The following is a 17616-nucleotide window of genomic DNA, read 5'->3' as shown; positions in this document are numbered from 1 at the left end:
GGCCGCGATGCTGGCGCACGCGCCATGTTGTTGCTCAGTGCATCCCGAAATAGGCGACCTTGACCCACATCCAAAGGGCCATCGCCACCATCATCAGGTTCTCTGTCAGGGATACGAAGCCCAGCGGTACATTGCTGTCCCCGCCCACGCAGGCGCACTTGAGTTCCCGGCGATCGACATAAACCGCCTTGAAGACCGACACGGCCCCGACGGTGCCGATGAACAGTGCCAGCGGAATCGACAGCCACATACCCACTCCCGCGACCATCAACACGCCAGCGGTACCCTCTGCGAACGGGTAGAGATAGCCATACCGCACCCAGCGCTTGGCCAACAGGTCATAGTTGAGGAACATCGTCGCGAAACTGTCCACGTTCTTGAGTTTCTGCAACGCCAGCAAGCACATGGCAAAGGCCACGAACCACTCTGCGGTCTGAATGCCCGGTAGCTGGCCGAAGGCGGCCCAACTCGCCCCGAGCGCCAGCGCGGCGGCCATGAGGAACAGCGCGACCACGGGGGTATAGGTCACAGCGTTCTTGTCCTTCACGGGCATGTCGAAGAATTTACGCAATTCGTCGTAGCCCCCTATGCGCCGCCCATCGATGAACGTCTGCGGCGTGGTTTCGACTCCATGTTCCTGCTTGAACGCATCCGTCTGCTCGCGGCTCGCCAAGTGCTTGTCCTCGACCTTGTAGCCCTTGCGTTTGAGCAGATCGAGCGACTTCAGCCCATAGGGGCAGGTATGGTCGGGCATGACCATGCGGTAGAGCTTGGCGTGCTTGAGCGCAGACATGCTGGACTTCTCCTGTGGGGTCTTCCTTAAGGGAGGTCGGCGGAGCCGACCGTGAGCAAAAGACTTCAGACTACCTCTTTACCCTAACCCGCCCTGGCGCAAGAGTGTGTAGGCGCCTGGCTCATGGGTAGGTCGTCAGGCTGTTCTCCACCTGCCAGGACAATCCGGCCACAGGCCGGCGTGCCTGCGGCGGCACGCCAGGCCCTAGTGGTTCTCCTTGGCGTGGTTAATCGTGTACTTGGGGATTTCGACGGTCAGATCCTCTGTCGACACGATGGCCTGGCAGCTCAGGCGCGACTGCACCTCCAGTCCCCAGGCCCTGTCGAGCAGGTCGTCCTCGCACTCCTCGACTTCGTTTAGAGAGTCGAACCCCTTGCGCACGATGCAATGGCAGGTGGTGCATGCGCAACTCATGTCGCAGGCATGCTCGATCTCGATGCCATTGTCCAGCAGGGCCTCACAAATCGAGGTGCCTGCTGGCACGTTCAGCACCGCGCCTTCAGGTGCCAGTTCTGAGTGGGGAAGAACAGTGATTTTGGGCATGTCTCTCCTGGTCGTCAGCGCGAGCGTTTCGCTGTTCTGGTGCCGTGCGAGCGGCGCGGTACGGCACCAGTGCGCTCTTCAGGTTCGTCTTCACTGGTGTCGGGTTGCTCCAGCGTCTGAAGGATCGGGCAGTCTGGTCGTTCATCACCCGCGCAACAATGAATCAACGCCTTGAGCGTTTCTGTCATCTGCAGCATGCTCTCGATGCGTCGGTCCAGTTCGGCGATGTGCTGTTGGGCCAGGCGCTTGACGTCGGCACTCTGGCGCGACTTGTCGTTCCACAGGCCCAGCAGATTCGTGATCTCGGCCACCGAGAAGCCGAGATCGCGCGCGCGGCGGATGAAATGCAGCCGGTGGATATCGGCCTGGGTGTAGGTGCGATAGCCAGATTCGGTACGATCCGCTGGCGGAATCAGGCCGATCTGCTCGTAGTAGCGGATCATCTTGGCCGAGACCTTGGATGCTTTGGATGCTTCACCGATGTTCATGGTCTTCCTCCCCTTTCTCAATGAGTGGTATCCGCCGCCAGCGGCGGCCGAAAGCCGCGCAGGCGTAGCGCGTTGCCCAGCACGAACACGCTGGAGAGTGCCATCGCGCCGGCGGCGAAGATCGGCGAGAGCAACACCCCATATGCTGGGTACAGCGCCCCGGCGGCCACCGGAATCAGCGCGGTGTTGTAGCCAAACGCCCAGAATAGGTTTTGGCGGATATTGCCCAGCGTAGCCTTCGACAGCGCGATGGCGTTGGGCACGCCTCGCAGGTCGCCGGACATCAACACCACGTCGGCTGACTCGACTGCCACGTCAGTGCCGGTGCCGATTGCCAGGCCCACGTCGGCCTCGGCCAGCGCCGGGGCGTCGTTGATGCCGTCACCCACGTAAGCAATCTGGCCGTGGCTGGCTTTCAGCCGGCGCACCGCATCCACCTTGCCTTCAGGCAGGACTTCGGCCACCACCTCGTCGATGCCCAGTTGCTTGGCAATCGCCTGTGCGGTACGCGCGTTGTCGCCGGTGATCATTGCCACTTTCAGGCCAAGCTGATGCAGCGCGGCGATGGCGGCGGGCGTGCTAGCCTTGATCGGATCGGCCACGGCGATGATGGCGGCCAGGCGGCCATCGATCGCGGCGTACAACGGTGATTTGCCCTCGTTGCCCAGACGCTCGGCAGTGCCTGCGAATACACCGACGTCCAGGCCCAGCGAACGCATGTAGCGGTCGGCGCCAACCTCGACACGGGAACCGTCCACGGTTGCGCGCACGCCCATGCCCGTGACCGAATCAAAATCGGTCATGGTCGGCAGCGCGATGCCACCTTCTGTCGCAGATTCGACGATCGCGCGCGCAATCGGGTGCTCCGAGCGAGATTCTACGGCAGCGACCTTCGCCAGCACTGGGTCGCGGCTGAAGCCTTCAGCGATTTCCAGGTCGGTCAGCACCGGGCGACCCTCTGTCAGGGTGCCGGTCTTGTCCACGGCCACCACCTTGGCATCCTTGAGCAGTTGCAAGGCCTCGCCCTTGCGGAACAGCACGCCCATCTCGGCGCCGCGGCCGGTGCCGACCATGATCGAGGTCGGCGTCGCCAAGCCCATAGCGCACGGGCAGGCGATGATGAGCACGGCTACGGCGTTGACCAAGGCGAAAGTCAGGGCGGGCGACGGGCCAAACACGAGCCAGACCAGAAAGGTCAGCAAGGCGACCAGCATCACTGCCGGAACGAACCACAACGTCACCTTGTCCACCACGGCCTGAATCGGCAGCTTCGAGCCCTGGGCCTGCTCGACCATGCGGATGATCTGCGCCAGCATGGTCTGCCCGCCCACGGCGGTGGCGCGCAGCGTCAGCGCGCCTTTCTGGTTGACGGTGCCACCGACCACCGTGCTGCCAGCAGCCTTTTCGACCGGGATCGGTTCGCCGGTGATCATCGACTCATCGACGAAGCTGCGGCCCTCGGTGATTTCGCCATCGACCGGCACGCGCTCGCCGGGACGCACTTCCACGATGTCGCCAAGGGCTACGTCGTTGATGGGAATATCCACCATACGGCCGTCACGCAACACATGGGCCTCCTTGGCCTGCAGCTTGACCAGCCGCTGGATGGCCTCGGAGGTACGACCCTTCGCGCGCGCCTCCAGGAAGCGACCGAGCAGGATCAGCGTCACGATGACGGCAGCCGCCTCGTAATAGACGTTCACCGTGCCTGCTGGCAGCAGGCCGGGCGCGAAGGTGGCGACCATCGAAAAGCCGAACGCGGCCATCGTGCCGACCGCGACGAGCGAGTTCATGTCCGGGCCCAGGCGCACGAGGGCCGGAAAGCCCTTCTCATAGAAGCGCCGGCCCGGAATGGCCAGCACCAGCAGGGTCAGTACGAACTGGATATACCAATTCTGCTGCATGCCGATGGTGTTCATGACCCACTCGTGCATGCCGGGAATCATGTGCGAGCCCATTTCGAGCACGAATACCGGCAATGTCAGCAGACCGGCCAGGGTCAGGTCACGCTTGAGTTCGGCCCGCTCGGCGTCCTTCTTTTCTGCTGCTTCATCTTCGGCCTGTGCGCCGGTATCGACCAGGCGGGCTTCGTAGCCAACCTTGTCTACGGCCGCGATCAGATCTTCCACGGCAGCCAAGCCGCGCACGGTGGCGCGCTCGGTCGCCAGATTCACCGTGGCCTCCGTGACGCTTGGTATGGCTTTGAGCGCCTTCTCGACGCGGCCTACGCAGGATGCGCAGGTCATGCCCTCGATCGCCAGTTCAGTGACGCCGGCCGGCACCTCGTAGCCCACTTTCTCCACCGCCTGAATCAGCGCCATGCGATCAACAGGACCAGCCAGGCGGATGTCCGCCCGCTCGGTAGCCAGATTGACGGACACAGTGTCCACGCCCTCGACCTTGGCCAGGGCGGCCTCGACTCGGCCGACGCAGCTCGCGCAGGTCATGCCCTCGATGGGCAGGCTGATCGCAGCTGCTGTGGCGCGAGCATCACTCATTATTGGCATGCTCATGGTTTATTTCCCGTAGTTGAGATTCGACATGAGGGAAGCTTAGGGTTTACCATCGTGGGAAGGTCAAGCATATTTTTTTATGTGTACTGTCTGGTTTGGGAAAGCGCTGGCGACAGAGGTGCGGCGGGTTCTGGTTGCCAAGCTTTCCCAGATCCCTAGCTGCGCATGATCGCTCTGCCGCAGCCTCGTTGATCCTGAAGGGCATGAACAGCCGTTCGAGAGCAGGAATTTTTGACAAATGACTTCACGCAAACCAGCAAGCACACCTCACGGCGCAAGCGCCGATCTGACATCCTTGTCGCACAATGATGTAACCATCCTGGCCGAAACCTTCCGCCTCCTGGGCGATCCTTCGCGGCTGAAAATCATGCTGTGCTGCATGAAGGGGTCTACTTCGGTGGGGGACATCGCGGAGACCCTCGACCTCTCGCAATCACTGGTCAGCCACCATCTGCGGCTGCTGCGTGGAGCTCGGCTGGTCAAGGGTGCGCGCCAGGCCAAGCAGATTTTCTATGAGGTGGCCGACCAGCACGTGAGCCAGGTGCTGCTGGACATGGCCATCCACATTGCTGAAGACCACAACGACGAGTAGCCGAGCGGATCGCAAAACCTACCATTACGCGCAGCAGTGGGTGGCCGCTGCTGCAGGCATTCTCACTAGAAGACGCTGTCGCTGTCCCGCAGGCCTACGACCTGGAAAGCGTGATTTCCCCAATGCTGGCCGCCGCGCTGCTGACCGTCATCAGCTTTCACAACCTGTTCGTGGGAACGATGCTCTGCTTCCTCGTTTCGGCCGCGCCTGCGGGCCTGCTGGCGATCAGCCTGGCCGTCTCGGCCGCGGGCTCGATGGTGATCGTGAACACGGTGGTCCTCGTGAAGGCGCGCTTCGGCCTGGGCGAAATCGAAGTGGCGTGGCGCTGGCGCTTCGGCTGTGGCCGGCCAGCGCCCCGTCCGATCTGACCCATGACCATCCAAACCTACCGGCGGATCACCCTCATTTGCGAACGCACGCAGATCAGGGCAGACACCATCATTCGCTGATCGTGGACGATCTGCACCGGATCTGGCCGAGAGGATAGGCCTCTTCTCGGCAATGGCAGCACACAGGGCTGTCTTGCCGCGGCGTTGCAACGCATCCGCCACGAACACTGGTATGGCTAAATAAAACACTTCACATGAACATGTGTTCATGTGTTATATTTCCTCGCGTAGTCAAAATTTAACTTGCCCGAGGCTCCCATGTCCCACTCTCACTCACATGACCATGGTCACGACCACAGCCATGTGCCAACTGTGACCAGCGCCAACCAGCGCAAGATTCTCATTTCCTTCGTGCTGATCTTCACCTTCATGATCGTGGAGGCGGTGGGCGGCGTGATTTCCGGCTCGCTGGCGCTGCTGGCCGATGCGGGCCACATGCTGACCGATGCGATGGCGCTGGCCTTGGCCTATATGGCGTTCCGGTTCGGCAGCCGCGCCGCAGACAGCAAGCGCACCTTTGGCTATCTACGCTTCGAGGTACTTGCCGGCTTCATCAACGCCGTCACGCTCTTCGCCATCGTCGCCTGGATCGTCTATGAAGCATGGGGGCGGCTGCAAGCGCCGCCGGTGATCCTGGCTGGCCCCATGATGATCGTCGCCGTGTTGGGATTGCTGATAAACCTGCTCGTGCTGTGGATCATGACACGCGGCGATACCGAGCACGTCAACGTGAAAGGTGCCATCCTGCATGTGATAGGCGACCTGTTGGGCTCGGTGGGAGCAATCCTCGCTGCGGTCATCATCTATCTCACGGGGTGGACGCCCATTGATCCCATCCTGTCGGTTCTGGTGGCGGCGCTGATCCTGCGCAGCGCCTGGAAGCTCCTGGCCAAGTCTATCCATATCCTGCTGGAGGGCGCGCCGGAGGACGCTTCGCCGGAGAAGGTGGAACAAGGCCTGATGAGCGCCGTTCCCGGCCTAGCGGCTGTCAGCCATGTTCACGTGTGGCAACTCACCTCCGGTCGCACCATGGCCACGCTACACGTGCGACCCAATGTGGACGAGGAAGCGCGAGCCGTGGTCAAGCGCGTCGAGGCGGTGCTTCGAGAGCAATTCAGCATCGAACACGCCACGGTCGGGATCGACTGGAACTCGGAAGCCGACGAGAACGTCTGCAGCCTGCAACCCAGGACGGACCGTCATGCCCACAGCGGCCATGACCACAGTGGGCACAACCATGACCACTCCGCTTCTGGTCACAAGCATTGAGGCCGTGCAAGCCGGCTCGCAGTTCACTTGAGGGTTTGAAGCCATGACGTTCCGCAAAACCATCAGCTCCGATATTGCGCAATGTTCGACCTCCAGCCACGGCGCGGCTACTGATGTTCTTGCACTGTCGCAAAGTGACGTCGCTGTTCTGGCCGAAACCTTCCGTCTGCTGGGCGACCAATCGCGGTTGAAGATTTTGCTCCATTGCATGCGCGGATCGGTCGCTGTGGGAGATATCGCCGACTCGCTCGATCTGTCGCAGTCCTTGGTCAGCCACCACCTCCGGCTGTTGCGTGGCGCGCGTCTCGTGCGCGGCGAACGCCAGTCAAAGCACATCTTTTACGGTATCGCGGATCAGCACGTCAGCCAGGTGCTTCAGGACATGGCTTCCCACATTTCCGAGGATAGATCCGACGATTGACTGAGTGTGCAAATGTGTGCGGCACGCTCTGGCAAGGGGCGTGCCGTTTTTTTTGGGTGGTCAATATCAGAGTGGAGGCCAGAGCCCTTCGTCGCTTTGCCTGAAACCAGAGGTCTTGCCCCGGAACAGAAAAGGCCTATCCGTACCTTCAAATAAACAATTGAACATATCTTCATGTGTGTTATTATTCGACTATGAATCAACTGAAGGAGGCGTGAGCACCACGCCATTGTTTGTAACGTCAAGGAGTATTGATGATGTCCAAAAAATTTCACGTCGCAGTTCTGCTTTCCGCCTTCGTTGCGGCTGGTGCAGGCGCCCAACCCTTCGACGCAGGTGTTTCGCGCGCGGAAGTCAACGCTGACCTGGCGGCGTGGAAGCAGGCCGGACTGGATAAGCTTTCCGGGGGAGACGCCGGGCCTGACACTTTCAGCTCGGAATACCGCCAAGCTTACAAAAACTACCTGCAACTTCGTCTGGGAGCCGACTACCGTGAGTCCACCGCTTTGACGAGAGATCAGGTGCGTGCCGACCTGGCGCTGTGGAAGCGTGCCGGCTTAGACAAACTCGAACGCGGCGACGGCGGCACCGACACGTTCAGCTCGCAATACCGCGCGACATACGACACCTATCGTCACCTGCGCGACGGCGAGCAGTATCAGCAGGAGGTGGGGCTGACGCGAGCCGAGGTTCAAGCCGATCTGGCTGCATGGAAACGCGCCGGGCTGGATCGGTTCTGGGCTGGGGATCAAACCCCCGACACATCCAGCCCTGCATACCGTGTCGCCTTCCAGAACTACCTGCAACAGCGCCAGAACTGAGAGAACGTGCGCCGCACACCATAACCATCGGGGATCGCAGCCAAAAGGACGAACATGTCTTTTTTTCATAACAAACATATGAACGTATGTCCATGTGTTTGTTATTGATAAGGCGGTCAGATCGGTCTGCGGCGCATTCCACCGTGTGAGGTATTCGGAGAAATTGGAGATCGATATGTCTTTGGAAAAAATAGACCGTAGCGAAGAAGCTGGGGAACACCTCGGCTTTCGCGTTGAAGGGATGGACTGCGCGAGCTGCGTCGGCAAGATCGAGACGGCCCTTGGCCGCCTCGACGGCCTGTCGGACGTGCAGGTCAATTTTGCGAGCGAGACGCTCATCTTGAGGCGTGAACCGCACAGCCGTGCGACTACGCGGGATATCGCCAAGAAAATCCGATCCCTGGGCTTCGACGTGCAGGAACTGCCCACGTCCGAAGTGTCCCCGGTGCCCGTACCGCGCCAGGCGGCCCACGCGCATGGCCATGCCGGCTGCGGCGGTCACCATGACCATGGGCATGCTCACGACCACGGGCACAATCATGCACACGGAAAGGCATGCGGTGATGACCACGGACACGATCACAAGCATGGCCACGGCCACGAGCACGGAGCCTGCAGCGGGCATGACCACGCGGCGGCTGCTCCTGCCATCCGTACTGCACCCAGCACGCCACCCAACGTCTCCATGCGCGTCGAAGGCATGGACTGTGCCAGTTGCGTCGGCAAGATTGAAACGGCCCTCGCGCGCATGGTCGGCGTGTCCGACGCACGCATCAACTTCACCGCCGAGACACTGGAGCTGACGCTCGCATCCGGCGTTCCCACGCAGCTCGGCGACATCGAGAAGACTATCAAGAGCCTGGGTTTCGGAGTCTCCGATGTACGCCGCCATGACGGCTCTGATACCGGCGCAGTCTCTGTCCCGGCCACTAGCATTCAGAACCGCCGCTGGTGGCAGACGAAAAAAGGCAAGCATGTGATCGGATTGGGTGTGCTGATGGCTTCGGCCTATGCCATGACCCTGCTGCTGCCGCTCTACGGCGAATGGATATTCGCTGCTGCCGTGATTGCGGGTGTCACGCCATTTGCGCGCAAAGCGTTCGCGCTGGCGAGATCCGGTTCGCCTTTCTCCATTGAAACCCTGATGTCAGTCGCTGCGATTGGTGCGCTGTTCATCGGTGAGGCTGAAGAGGCAGCAGCAGTGGTCTTCCTGTTCTCGGTCGGTGAGCTGTTGGAAAGCGTAGCCGCCGGTCGTGCCAGAGCTGGCATCAAGGCACTGGCATCACTGGTTCCCAAGACAGCGGTGCTGCTCGATCCCAATGGAGGTCAGCGTACCGTCCCGGCTGCCTCGCTGAAGGTCAATGACACTGTATTGGTCAGGCCAGGCGACCGAGTACCTGCCGATGGAGAGATCCTGCGTGGCGAATCCAGCCTCGATGAGTCGCCGATCACGGGAGAATCCGTGCCGCGTCAAAAGGCTGCTGGCAACACTGTTTTCGCCGGCTCGATCAACGTCGACGGTGTGCTGGAAGTCCGGGTGGAAAAGGCCGCGTCGGACAACACCATCTCGCGCATCATCCAACTGGTTGAACAGGCGCAATCCTCCAAGGCGCCCACGGCCCGCTTCATCGAGAAGTTCAGCCGCTACTACACCCCGGCCGTAATGGCCATCGCCGCGCTGATCATGGTGGTGCCGCCGTTGGCCATGGGGGGGGACTGGAGTACCTGGCTGTACCGTGGCCTGGCTCTTCTGTTGATTGCCTGCCCCTGCGCACTGGTGCTCTCCACTCCGGCGGCGATTGCCTCGGGTCTTGCGGTTGCGACGCGTCGAGGGCTGCTGATCAAAGGCGGCAACGCGCTGGAAACCATTGGCCGTGTCCGCTCCATCGCCTTCGACAAAACCGGCACGCTGACCGAGGGCAAGCCGCGCGTGACCGAGGTAGTTCCTTTTGGTCAGCTCAGACAAAAGCAGGTGCTGGCGCTGGCCGCCGCCGTCGAGTCCGGGTCGAACCACCCACTGGCCAAGGCTATCGTCGTCCATGCAGAAAGCACGGATACGGCCATTCCCAAAGCATCGGAGGCATCGGCGATTGCCGGCAAAGCGGTGCGAGCCACTGTGGGCGGCAAAATGCTGGCAGTGGGTTCCCCATCTCACGCGGGTCAGGTAGCTACGCTGTCGGCCCAGCAGCGTAAGGAAATCGAAGCGCTGGAGAACAGCGGCAAGACTGTTGCGGTTCTGTTCGACGAGCGTAGCAAGGAGACTCTGGGACTGCTTGCGTTGCGCGATGAGCCGCGCCGCGATGCAAGCGAAGGTGTCGCTCAGCTCAAGGCCATGGGCGTTCGCTCCGTGATGCTCACGGGCGACAACCAGCGTACCGCACAAGCCATTGCCGACAGCTTGGGAATCGACTGGAAGGCCGAACTGTTGCCGCAGGACAAGCTGGATCTGGTCAACAACATGAAGCGTGATGCCAAGGTGGCCATGGTCGGCGACGGCATCAATGACGCGCCGGCTCTGGCGACTGCCGACGTGGGTATCGCCATGGGTGGCGGTACGGACGTGGCCTTGGAAACCGCAGATGCGGCGCTGCTCAAGAGCCGCGTGACGGACGTGGCGCACTTGGTAGCACTGTCACGCGCCACCATGGCGAACATCCATCAAAACGTGGTGTTTGCACTTGGCCTCAAGGGCTTGTTTCTGGTCACCACCGTGTTCGGCATGACGGGCCTGTGGGTCGCGGTTCTGGCCGATACCGGCGCTACAGCGCTGGTCACGCTCAATGCGCTGCGCCTGCTGAGGTTCAAGGGTGCCCAAAGTGTGGACGACGACCGCGACACCGGCCATCCGACGCGCTCGCCTCAGCCCCAGGCTGCGCACTGACGGCAGCGGCTGGACATAGGTCTGCATTGCTAAGCCAGTGTGCCGCAGGTGCGCCGGAGGTGCCGATTCTCGTGACGTTGAGATTCGATGCCTCCGGCTTTCGCCATCACAAGGTCAACGGCGGAGGTCAGGGAAGCCGGGAAGTTTTTTCCTCGCGGGAGCTTGACCTTCCAACTATTGAAACCTCTAGAGTCCTCACCAACGCCGCACAGTGGTCTTGAGGCGGAGCACACAGCAAGGGTCATTTTCATCATGAAAAAGAAAATTGGAGTAGTTCTGCTGGCGGTGGCAATCGTCGCTGGCGTGGGCATTGCCGTTGTCAGCCGCAACGCATCCAACAATGAAGGGCCGGCTGCAGGCGGGCCTCCCGGCGCAATGGCGCCTCGGGTGCCGGTGGCCGAGGTAATCGTGCGCACCATGACACCGACGGTCGAGTTCACGGGCTACCTCGCCGCACCTGAAACGGTGGAGCTACGTTCGCGCGTCGGGGGCGCCATCGACGCGGTCAGCGTCCCTGAAGGCAGTCTGGTCAGCAAGGGCCAGTTGCTGTTTCAGATTGATCCGCGCCCCTTCCAGGTCGCTCTCGACACCGCTCAGGCACAACTGCACCAGGCCGAAGTGCTGACCGCTCAGGCGCAAAGCGATTTCGAGCGTGCCGAGCGGCTGGTATCCACCGGTGCGGTATCGCGCAAGACCTATGACGATGCTGTCTCCGCACGCAATGCACGACAGGCGCAGGTTCAAGCGGCAAAAGCCGCGTGGCTGCCGCCCGGCTCGACCTGTCCTATGCACGGGTGACCGCACCGATCGCAGGCCGGGTGGATCGCATGCTGGTGACCGAGGGCAATCTGGTCAGCGGTGGTGGCGCGGGCGCGGCAACGCTGCTCACGACCATTGTTTCGGTCGATCCGATGTACGTTTATTTCGACATTGACGAGGAGCATCAATATGAGACGATTTGACTGGCCCAGACGGGCCTTGCTGGGCGCGTGCGTGCTTTTTCTGCCCATGTTTGCTTACGCAGAGACATCGAGTTGGAGCGCCTGGCTCGCCTCCCAGATACAACAACACCCCGAGGTGCTTGCCGCCCGCGAGCAATTGCTGGGCTCCAACGCCAGCGCCGATGCGCTGGAGCAGCCGCTTTACAACCCGGAGCTGTCCACCGATTTGGAGCGTAATGGAGAGGAAGACAACTACCGGGTCGGCGTTCAGCAGACCATCGACTGGTGGGACAGACGGGGTGCAAGACGGCAGCAGGCGGGCTTTATGCGAAGCGCCGCCGAAGCGCTGTACCAGCAACAAGTGTTGGACAAAACCGCCGAGGCGCTTGCCGCACTGGTGGAGTGGCATGCCGCCAACCGCGCCGCCGCCATTGCCCAAGCGCAACAGCAGCAACTTAACGCCTTGCTCGAACAGGTGGATAAGCGCCAGCAGGCAGGTGATCTGGGCAGCATCGATGCCGAACTCACCTTTCTGTCCCTGTCACAGCAGCTGGCTCAGGTTGCCGAGGCCGAAGCCGCGATACAGAAAGCCGAAATCCGGGTTCGCGAGCTGCTGCCCGCATGGGCGCCCACGCGAGGCGGCATTCCTGATGATTTCTGGCCCTCCCAGCCAGACTTGACCTCGGATCAGGAGTTACTGCAACACCCGGCCGTAGCCAGCGCCCACGCCCGCTGGCAGTCGCTGAAGGAGGAAGCTGAAGTGACACGGCGTACCGCCAAGGCGGAGCCCACCTTTGGCGTCAATTCCGGTCGTGATGGTGGAGAGAGCGTTGTCGGGCTGACCTTCTCCATCCCGTTGAATGTCCGCAACAACTTCAGTGCAGAAACTCGCGCCACCGAACGCATAGCGCTGGAGGCCGAGGCTCGTTTTCAGGCTATCTACCGCAAGCAGCGCTTTGACTGGCAGGCTGCACAGGCCACCTGGCAGCGCTTTGAACAGCAATATCGCCGCTGGCAAGAGGTTGTTCAGGGTCGGGTCGAGAACAGCGCCGAACTGCTGAAACGGCAATGGCGCACGGGTGATCTGTCCACCACTAATTATCTGCTGGCCTTGAATCAACGCACCGAAAGCCTGCTGGCAGGCATTGAGCTGGAAAAGCAGACACGGCTTGCGCTCACCGAAGCACTTCAGCAATCGGGCCACCTGAACAACGCAACAAAGTCATCGACAGCGTCAACGAATTAAACAGGAATGATAAACATGAATAAAACACTGGTAGCCATTTTGGTGGCTGGTCTTGCGACCGCAACCGCCAGCCACGCCAAAGAATCTGAGTCTGAGCATGCACGTGAGCATGGGCAGGAAAAAGCGATAACGGCGGCACCCCATAGCGAACAGGATAATCATGACGATCATCGTGAGGAAAACCATGAAGAGCATGATGACCATAAGCCTGACACCGAGCACGGCCACGCGGAACACGGCGAGGACGTCAATAGTGATCACAAGGATGCGCACGATGATCATGGCGACGAAAATCATGATGAACACAGTGCCCACGACGAGCACAACTCCGGCTCAGAACACGGGCATGAAGAGCATAGCGAGGGCGGTGACCACGATAATCATGGTGGGCATGGAGGTCACCAAGAAGCTACTTCTGCCTCACTGAACCCGGCGCAAATGACCCTGGCCGATATTCAGGTAAACCCACTGACTCCCAGAAAGGTCGATTATCAGCTTTACGCACCGGGGGAGATCCTTTCCAACGGCTACACCAGTTACCGGGTATCGCCCCGGGTGCCCTCCGTGGTGCTGCGCCGCCATGTCGTCCTCGGCGATCACGTCGAACAGAGTCAGCCGCTGGTTACTCTGTTCAGTGAAACCGTGGCGCAAGCACAAGCCAATTACCGCACGGCTTGGCCTGAATGGCAGAGAGTACAGGAACTTGGGCGCAAAACCGTGGGTGAACAGCGTTACATCACGGCCAAAACCAGCCTGGAGGCAGCCCGGGCGACGCTGCTGGCCTACGGCCTTTCGGCCTCGGACTTGCAAGCGTTGGTCGCTCCTCAGCAATCTGTTGCATTAGGGGAGTATATCCTGCATGCCGAGATTGACGGCGCGGTGCTCAGCGATGATTTCGAGCAGGGGCAGCGCATCGAGGCGGGCGCGCCCTTGATTGCGTTGGCCGATGAAAAGCAACTCTGGGTGGAGGCCCACCTGCCCGCCGATCTCTCCCTGACGCTGGGCGCGGGAACAAGAGCGGAAGTGGTGGCTGGGGATGTCCGTGTAAACGCCAAGGTCACTCAGGAGGCGCACACCATTGACCCCATCACCCGTACCCGTACCGTGCGCCTGTTGGTCAATAACCCGGAACACCGCCTGCACCCCGGCCAGTTCGCCGAGGTGTATTTCCGATTCCAGACTAAAAGACCCGTGCTGGCGGTACCCGAAACCGCACTGATGCGCGGCGCAGACGGAGATTGGACGGTATTCGTGGAAGACCATCCTGGCGAATTCCAGCCAGTGGAGGTGAAGCTGGGTCGAGCGCTCGGGCCGCTACGTGAAATTAGCGGTGTCGGTCCGGGGGCTCGCATCGTCACTCAGGGCGCTTTCTTTGTTGCCTCTCAGATCGCCAAGGGCGGCTTTGACCCCCATAACCACTAAGCAGTAGGAGACCCCATGTTTAACCGAATTATCGATTGGGCGGTCATCAACCGATTGCTGGTGGTGATAGCCCTGATCACACTAACGGTCAGTGCCGTTTTTATTATTCCAAAACTGAATCTGGATGCTTTTCCGGATGTCACCAACGTGCAGGTGTCGGTCAATACCGAAGCACCGGGGCTGGCTGCCGAAGAGGTGGAACAGCTTATTACCTATCCCATCGAAGCCGTGATGTACGCCTTACCGGATGTGGAAGAGGTGCGCTCAATTTCCAAAACCGGCCTGTCCGGCGTTACCGTAGTCTTTAAAGAAGGCACCGATATTTATTTTGCCCGGCAACTGGTATTTGAACGGCTTCAGGCTGCCAAGGAGCTGATCCCCGATGGCGTCGGCACACCGGAAATGGGCCCGAATACTTCCGGCCTGGGTCAGGTCTATCAGTATCTGCTGGTGGCAGAACCCGATGCCGGTTTCGACGCCATGGCTTTGCGTAGCTTGAACGACTGGGTGGTGAAGCTGCTATTGATCCCGGCCGAGGGCGTGACCGATGTGCTCTCCTTTGGCGGTGAGGTGCGTCAGTACCAGGTTAACCTAAACCCGTCCCGACTGTTGGCCTACGAGCTGACCCAGGACGACGTCATGATGGCACTGGAGCGCAACAACACCAACGTCGGCGGTTGGTATATGAACCGGGGCCAGGAGCAACTGGTGATCCGGGGTACGGGTTGGCTGGATCATGGTGAGAAGGGCTTGGAACAGATCCGTCAGGTGCCACTGAAAACCGTGGACGGTACTACGATCACCGTGTCCGACGTGGCGCAAGTGGCCCTGGGCAGTGAGATCCGTCAGGGAGCGGTGACCATGACGCGCAAGAACGCCGACGACAAGGTGGAGAATCTCGGCGAGGTGGTGTCCGGCATCGTGCTCAAGCGCATGGGGGCCAACACCAAGGCCACCATTGATGGAGTCAATGCACGCATTGAGCGTATTAACCAGGCATTACCGGAAGGTGTTCGCTTCGAGGCATTTTACGATCAGGCGGATTTGATCACCCAGGCCGTACAGACCGTGGTCAATGCCCTGCTGCTGGCGTTTATTTTCATCGTCGTGATCCTTGCGCTATTCCTGATGAACCTGCGCGCCACCTTTCTGGTGTTGATGTCCATCCCGATATCTATTGGAATCGCTTTAATGGTGATGGCTTGGTTCGGATTGTCGGCCAATCTGATGTCGCTGGGGGGGATTGCGGTCGCCATTGGCATGTTGGTGGATGGCTCCGTAGTAATGGTGGAGAACATGTTTAAACATCTGACGCACCCGGATGCTGAACATGATACCAAGAGACAATCGCGGGTGGATTCCGATGACGTGGACCCTTTTGATGTGGCCCACGACCGTCATGGTATTGCCTTGCGCCTGCAGAAAGCCGGTAAGGAAGTCGCTCGCCCCATCTTTTTTGCCACGGCCATTATTCTGGTTGTCTTCATGCCGCTGTTTAGCTTTGAAGGTGTCGAAGCCAAACTGTTTCAGCCCATGGCCATCAGTATCATGCTGGCTATGCTCTCGGCAGTGTTAGTGGCCTTGATCATCGTACCTGCACTGGCCACCTACCTCTTTCGCAAGGGTGTGCGTCAACGCGATAGCTTTGTGTTGAAGCCGCTCGACAGGCTCTATCGTAAAGGATTAGCCTGGGCGATGGGGCACAGCAAAATGGTGGTGGGTGTTGCAGCCGTTATGGTGATAGCGGCTGCGCTGGTGCTGCCCCGCCTGGGTACGGAGTTCGTGCCCGAACTGGAGGAAGGTACCATCAATCTGCGTGTCACCCTGGCACCTTCTTCCAGTCTGGACACGGCCCTGGAAGTGGCCCCCAAACTGGAGGCCAAGTTGATGGAATTCCCGGAGGTAACCTATGCGCTGTCGCGCATTGGCCGGGCTGAAATCGGCGGCGATCCTGAGCCGGTGAATAACATCGAGATCTATATTGGCCTTAAACCGGTGCCGGAATGGACCAGTGCAGACAACCGATATGAACTCCAGTCATTGATGGAACAGAAACTGGAGCAACACCCGGGCTTACTGTTCAACTTCTCGCAACCCATCGCAACCCGTGTGGACGAGTTGCTCTCAGGTGTCAAAGCGCAGCTGGCCATCAAACTGTTTGGTCCCGATCTTGCCGTGCTGGCCAATAAGGGCCAGGCCATTGAGGCCGCAGTAAAAGAAATCGAAGGTGCCCGCGATGTGGCCATGGAGCAGATCGCCGGTGAATCTCAACTGGTCGTGAAACCGGATCGCAGAGCCTTGTCCCGTTACGGTCTGGCCGTGGGCGACGTGATGGAGCTGGTACGCGAAGGGCTGGGAGGTGCCAGTGCCGGCCAGATCATCAATGGCAACGAGCGTTACGACATCTACGTGCGGCTCGCTGAGCGGTTTCGCGAAGACCGTGAAACCATTGCCGACCTGCGTTTACAGGCCCCGTCAGGTGCCTGGGTTCGCCTAGGGGATGTGGCGGAAGTCAGTATCGCATCTGGTCCACCGCAGGTGCGTCGTGATGACGTGCAGCGTCGAGTGGTGATTCAGGCCAATGTTCATGGACGGGACATGGGTAGCGTGGTTGCTGATATTCGTCAGGTGATTGCCGAGCAAGTGGACCTGCCCACCGGTTATTCCGTCGATATCGGTGGCCAGTTTGAAAATCAGCAACGAGCGCAAAAGCGTTTATCCCTGGTGGTGCCGGTTTCGCTGGGATTAATTGCTTTGTTGCTTTATTTTGCCTTTGCCTCGGTTGGCCAGGCCATGCTGATTCTGGTGAATGTCCCGCTTGCGGTGATTGGTGGTGTGTTTTCACTCTGGATTTCCGGTCAGTATTTGTCGGTGCCCAGCTCAGTGGGCTTCATCACCTTGTTTGGGGTCGCTGTCCTGAATGGCGTTGTCATGGTGGAAAGCATCAATCAACGGATTGCGGATGGCTTGAAAGTATCGGATGCGGTGTTTGATGGAGCGGTTTCAAGGCTAAGGCCCGTGCTGATGACTGCTATTACCTCGGCACTGGGTCTGATCCCCATGCTGCTGTCGAATGGTGTCGGCGCAGAAATCCAAAAGCCTCTGGCGAGTGTGATCGTGGGCGGATTGGTAACCGCTACGTTCTTGACGCTGTTTGTATTGCCGGTGCTGTTTGCCTGGTTTTCAAAAGGCAAGTTAAGCGACATGGCATAAACGTTTTGCCTGCCCTTATCGTTACGGTCAGGGCAGGTACATTTATTGTGTAAGGGTTGCTTATGCATCAACACGATCATTCAC

General features: G+C 60.0%; 14 protein-coding genes and 1 pseudogene. 11 read left to right on the top strand and 4 right to left on the bottom strand.

The genetic code is table 11. The annotated features are described in order from the left end of the window. Positions 1-34 precede the first annotated feature (34 nt). The 4 genes from RVM24_RS06710 to RVM24_RS06695 all read right to left on the bottom strand — a co-directional run bounded on the left by RVM24_RS06710 (position 35) and on the right by RVM24_RS06695 (position 4337). On the bottom strand, positions 35-793 hold the full coding sequence (locus tag RVM24_RS06710) for a MauE/DoxX family redox-associated membrane protein (protein ID WP_106763585.1): 759 nt from the start codon (positions 791-793) through the stop codon (positions 35-37). 204 nt (positions 794-997) lie between these two features. Then, complete coding sequence (fdx, locus tag RVM24_RS06705) at positions 998-1336, bottom strand: ISC system 2Fe-2S type ferredoxin (protein WP_228247427.1); 339 nt, start codon at positions 1334-1336, stop codon at positions 998-1000. A 14-nt stretch (positions 1337-1350) separates the two neighbouring features. After that, positions 1351-1824 (bottom strand): Cu(I)-responsive transcriptional regulator, encoded by a 474-nt coding sequence (gene cueR, locus RVM24_RS06700; protein WP_106763581.1) that lies wholly within the window; start codon positions 1822-1824, stop codon positions 1351-1353. Between the two features lie 17 nt (positions 1825-1841). Then, positions 1842-4337 (bottom strand): heavy metal translocating P-type ATPase, encoded by a 2496-nt coding sequence (locus RVM24_RS06695; protein WP_106763579.1) that lies wholly within the window; start codon positions 4335-4337, stop codon positions 1842-1844. Positions 4338-4575: 238 nt separating this feature from the next. On the opposite strand from RVM24_RS06695, the gene RVM24_RS06690 reads away from it, so the two are divergent. The 11 genes and pseudogenes from RVM24_RS06690 to RVM24_RS06640 all read left to right on the top strand — a co-directional run bounded on the left by RVM24_RS06690 (position 4576) and on the right by RVM24_RS06640 (position 17532). After that, positions 4576-4929, top strand: coding sequence for an ArsR/SmtB family transcription factor (locus tag RVM24_RS06690; protein WP_106763577.1), 354 nt, complete (start codon positions 4576-4578; stop codon positions 4927-4929). Between the two features lie 92 nt (positions 4930-5021). Then, positions 5022-5249: pseudogene (locus RVM24_RS06685) on the top strand (MFS transporter); the annotation flags it as partial. 381 nt (positions 5250-5630) lie between these two features. Then, a complete protein-coding gene (locus RVM24_RS06680) occupies positions 5631-6587 on the top strand; it encodes a cation diffusion facilitator family transporter (protein ID WP_431021671.1) in 957 nt (318 codons plus the stop codon). A 43-nt stretch (positions 6588-6630) separates the two neighbouring features. After that, positions 6631-7008, top strand: coding sequence for an ArsR/SmtB family transcription factor (locus RVM24_RS06675; protein ID WP_106763572.1), 378 nt, complete (start codon positions 6631-6633; stop codon positions 7006-7008). A 254-nt stretch (positions 7009-7262) separates the two neighbouring features. Next, positions 7263-7829 carry a DUF4148 domain-containing protein gene (locus tag RVM24_RS06670; RefSeq protein WP_228247428.1) on the top strand — a complete coding sequence of 189 codons (567 nt, stop codon included), beginning with the start codon at positions 7263-7265 and terminating at the stop codon, positions 7827-7829. A 175-nt stretch (positions 7830-8004) separates the two neighbouring features. Further along, complete coding sequence (locus tag RVM24_RS06665; protein WP_253556966.1) at positions 8005-10710, top strand: heavy metal translocating P-type ATPase; 2706 nt, start codon at positions 8005-8007, stop codon at positions 10708-10710. A 252-nt stretch (positions 10711-10962) separates the two neighbouring features. Next, entirely contained in the window at positions 10963-11508 is a 546-nt protein-coding gene (locus RVM24_RS06660; protein ID WP_276309323.1) for an efflux RND transporter periplasmic adaptor subunit, read from the top strand. Next, the gene (locus tag RVM24_RS06655; protein ID WP_431475429.1) at positions 11469-11672 is read left to right on the top strand and encodes a hypothetical protein; all 204 of its coding nucleotides are present in this window, start codon (positions 11469-11471) and stop codon (positions 11670-11672) included. The genes RVM24_RS06660 and RVM24_RS06655 overlap by 40 nt, the downstream gene beginning before the upstream one ends. Further along, a complete protein-coding gene (locus RVM24_RS06650; RefSeq protein WP_228247429.1) occupies positions 11659-12897 on the top strand; it encodes a TolC family protein in 1239 nt (412 codons plus the stop codon). The genes RVM24_RS06655 and RVM24_RS06650 overlap by 14 nt, the downstream gene beginning before the upstream one ends. A gap of 15 nt (positions 12898-12912) precedes the next feature. Beyond that, positions 12913-14319, top strand: a complete 1407-nt coding sequence (locus RVM24_RS06645; protein WP_228247430.1) for an efflux RND transporter periplasmic adaptor subunit — start codon at positions 12913-12915, stop codon at positions 14317-14319. A 15-nt stretch (positions 14320-14334) separates the two neighbouring features. After that, a complete protein-coding gene (locus RVM24_RS06640) occupies positions 14335-17532 on the top strand; it encodes an efflux RND transporter permease subunit (protein ID WP_228247431.1) in 3198 nt (1065 codons plus the stop codon). Positions 17533-17616: the final 84 nt, after the last annotated feature.

Origin of the sequence: Marinobacter sp. KM021, assembly GCF_050707965.1 — a bacterium.
GTDB lineage: Bacteria > Pseudomonadota > Gammaproteobacteria > Pseudomonadales > Oleiphilaceae > Marinobacter > Marinobacter shengliensis.
Note: the sequence above shows the minus strand (reverse complement) of the source record. Positions and strands in the feature narration are given on the sequence as shown.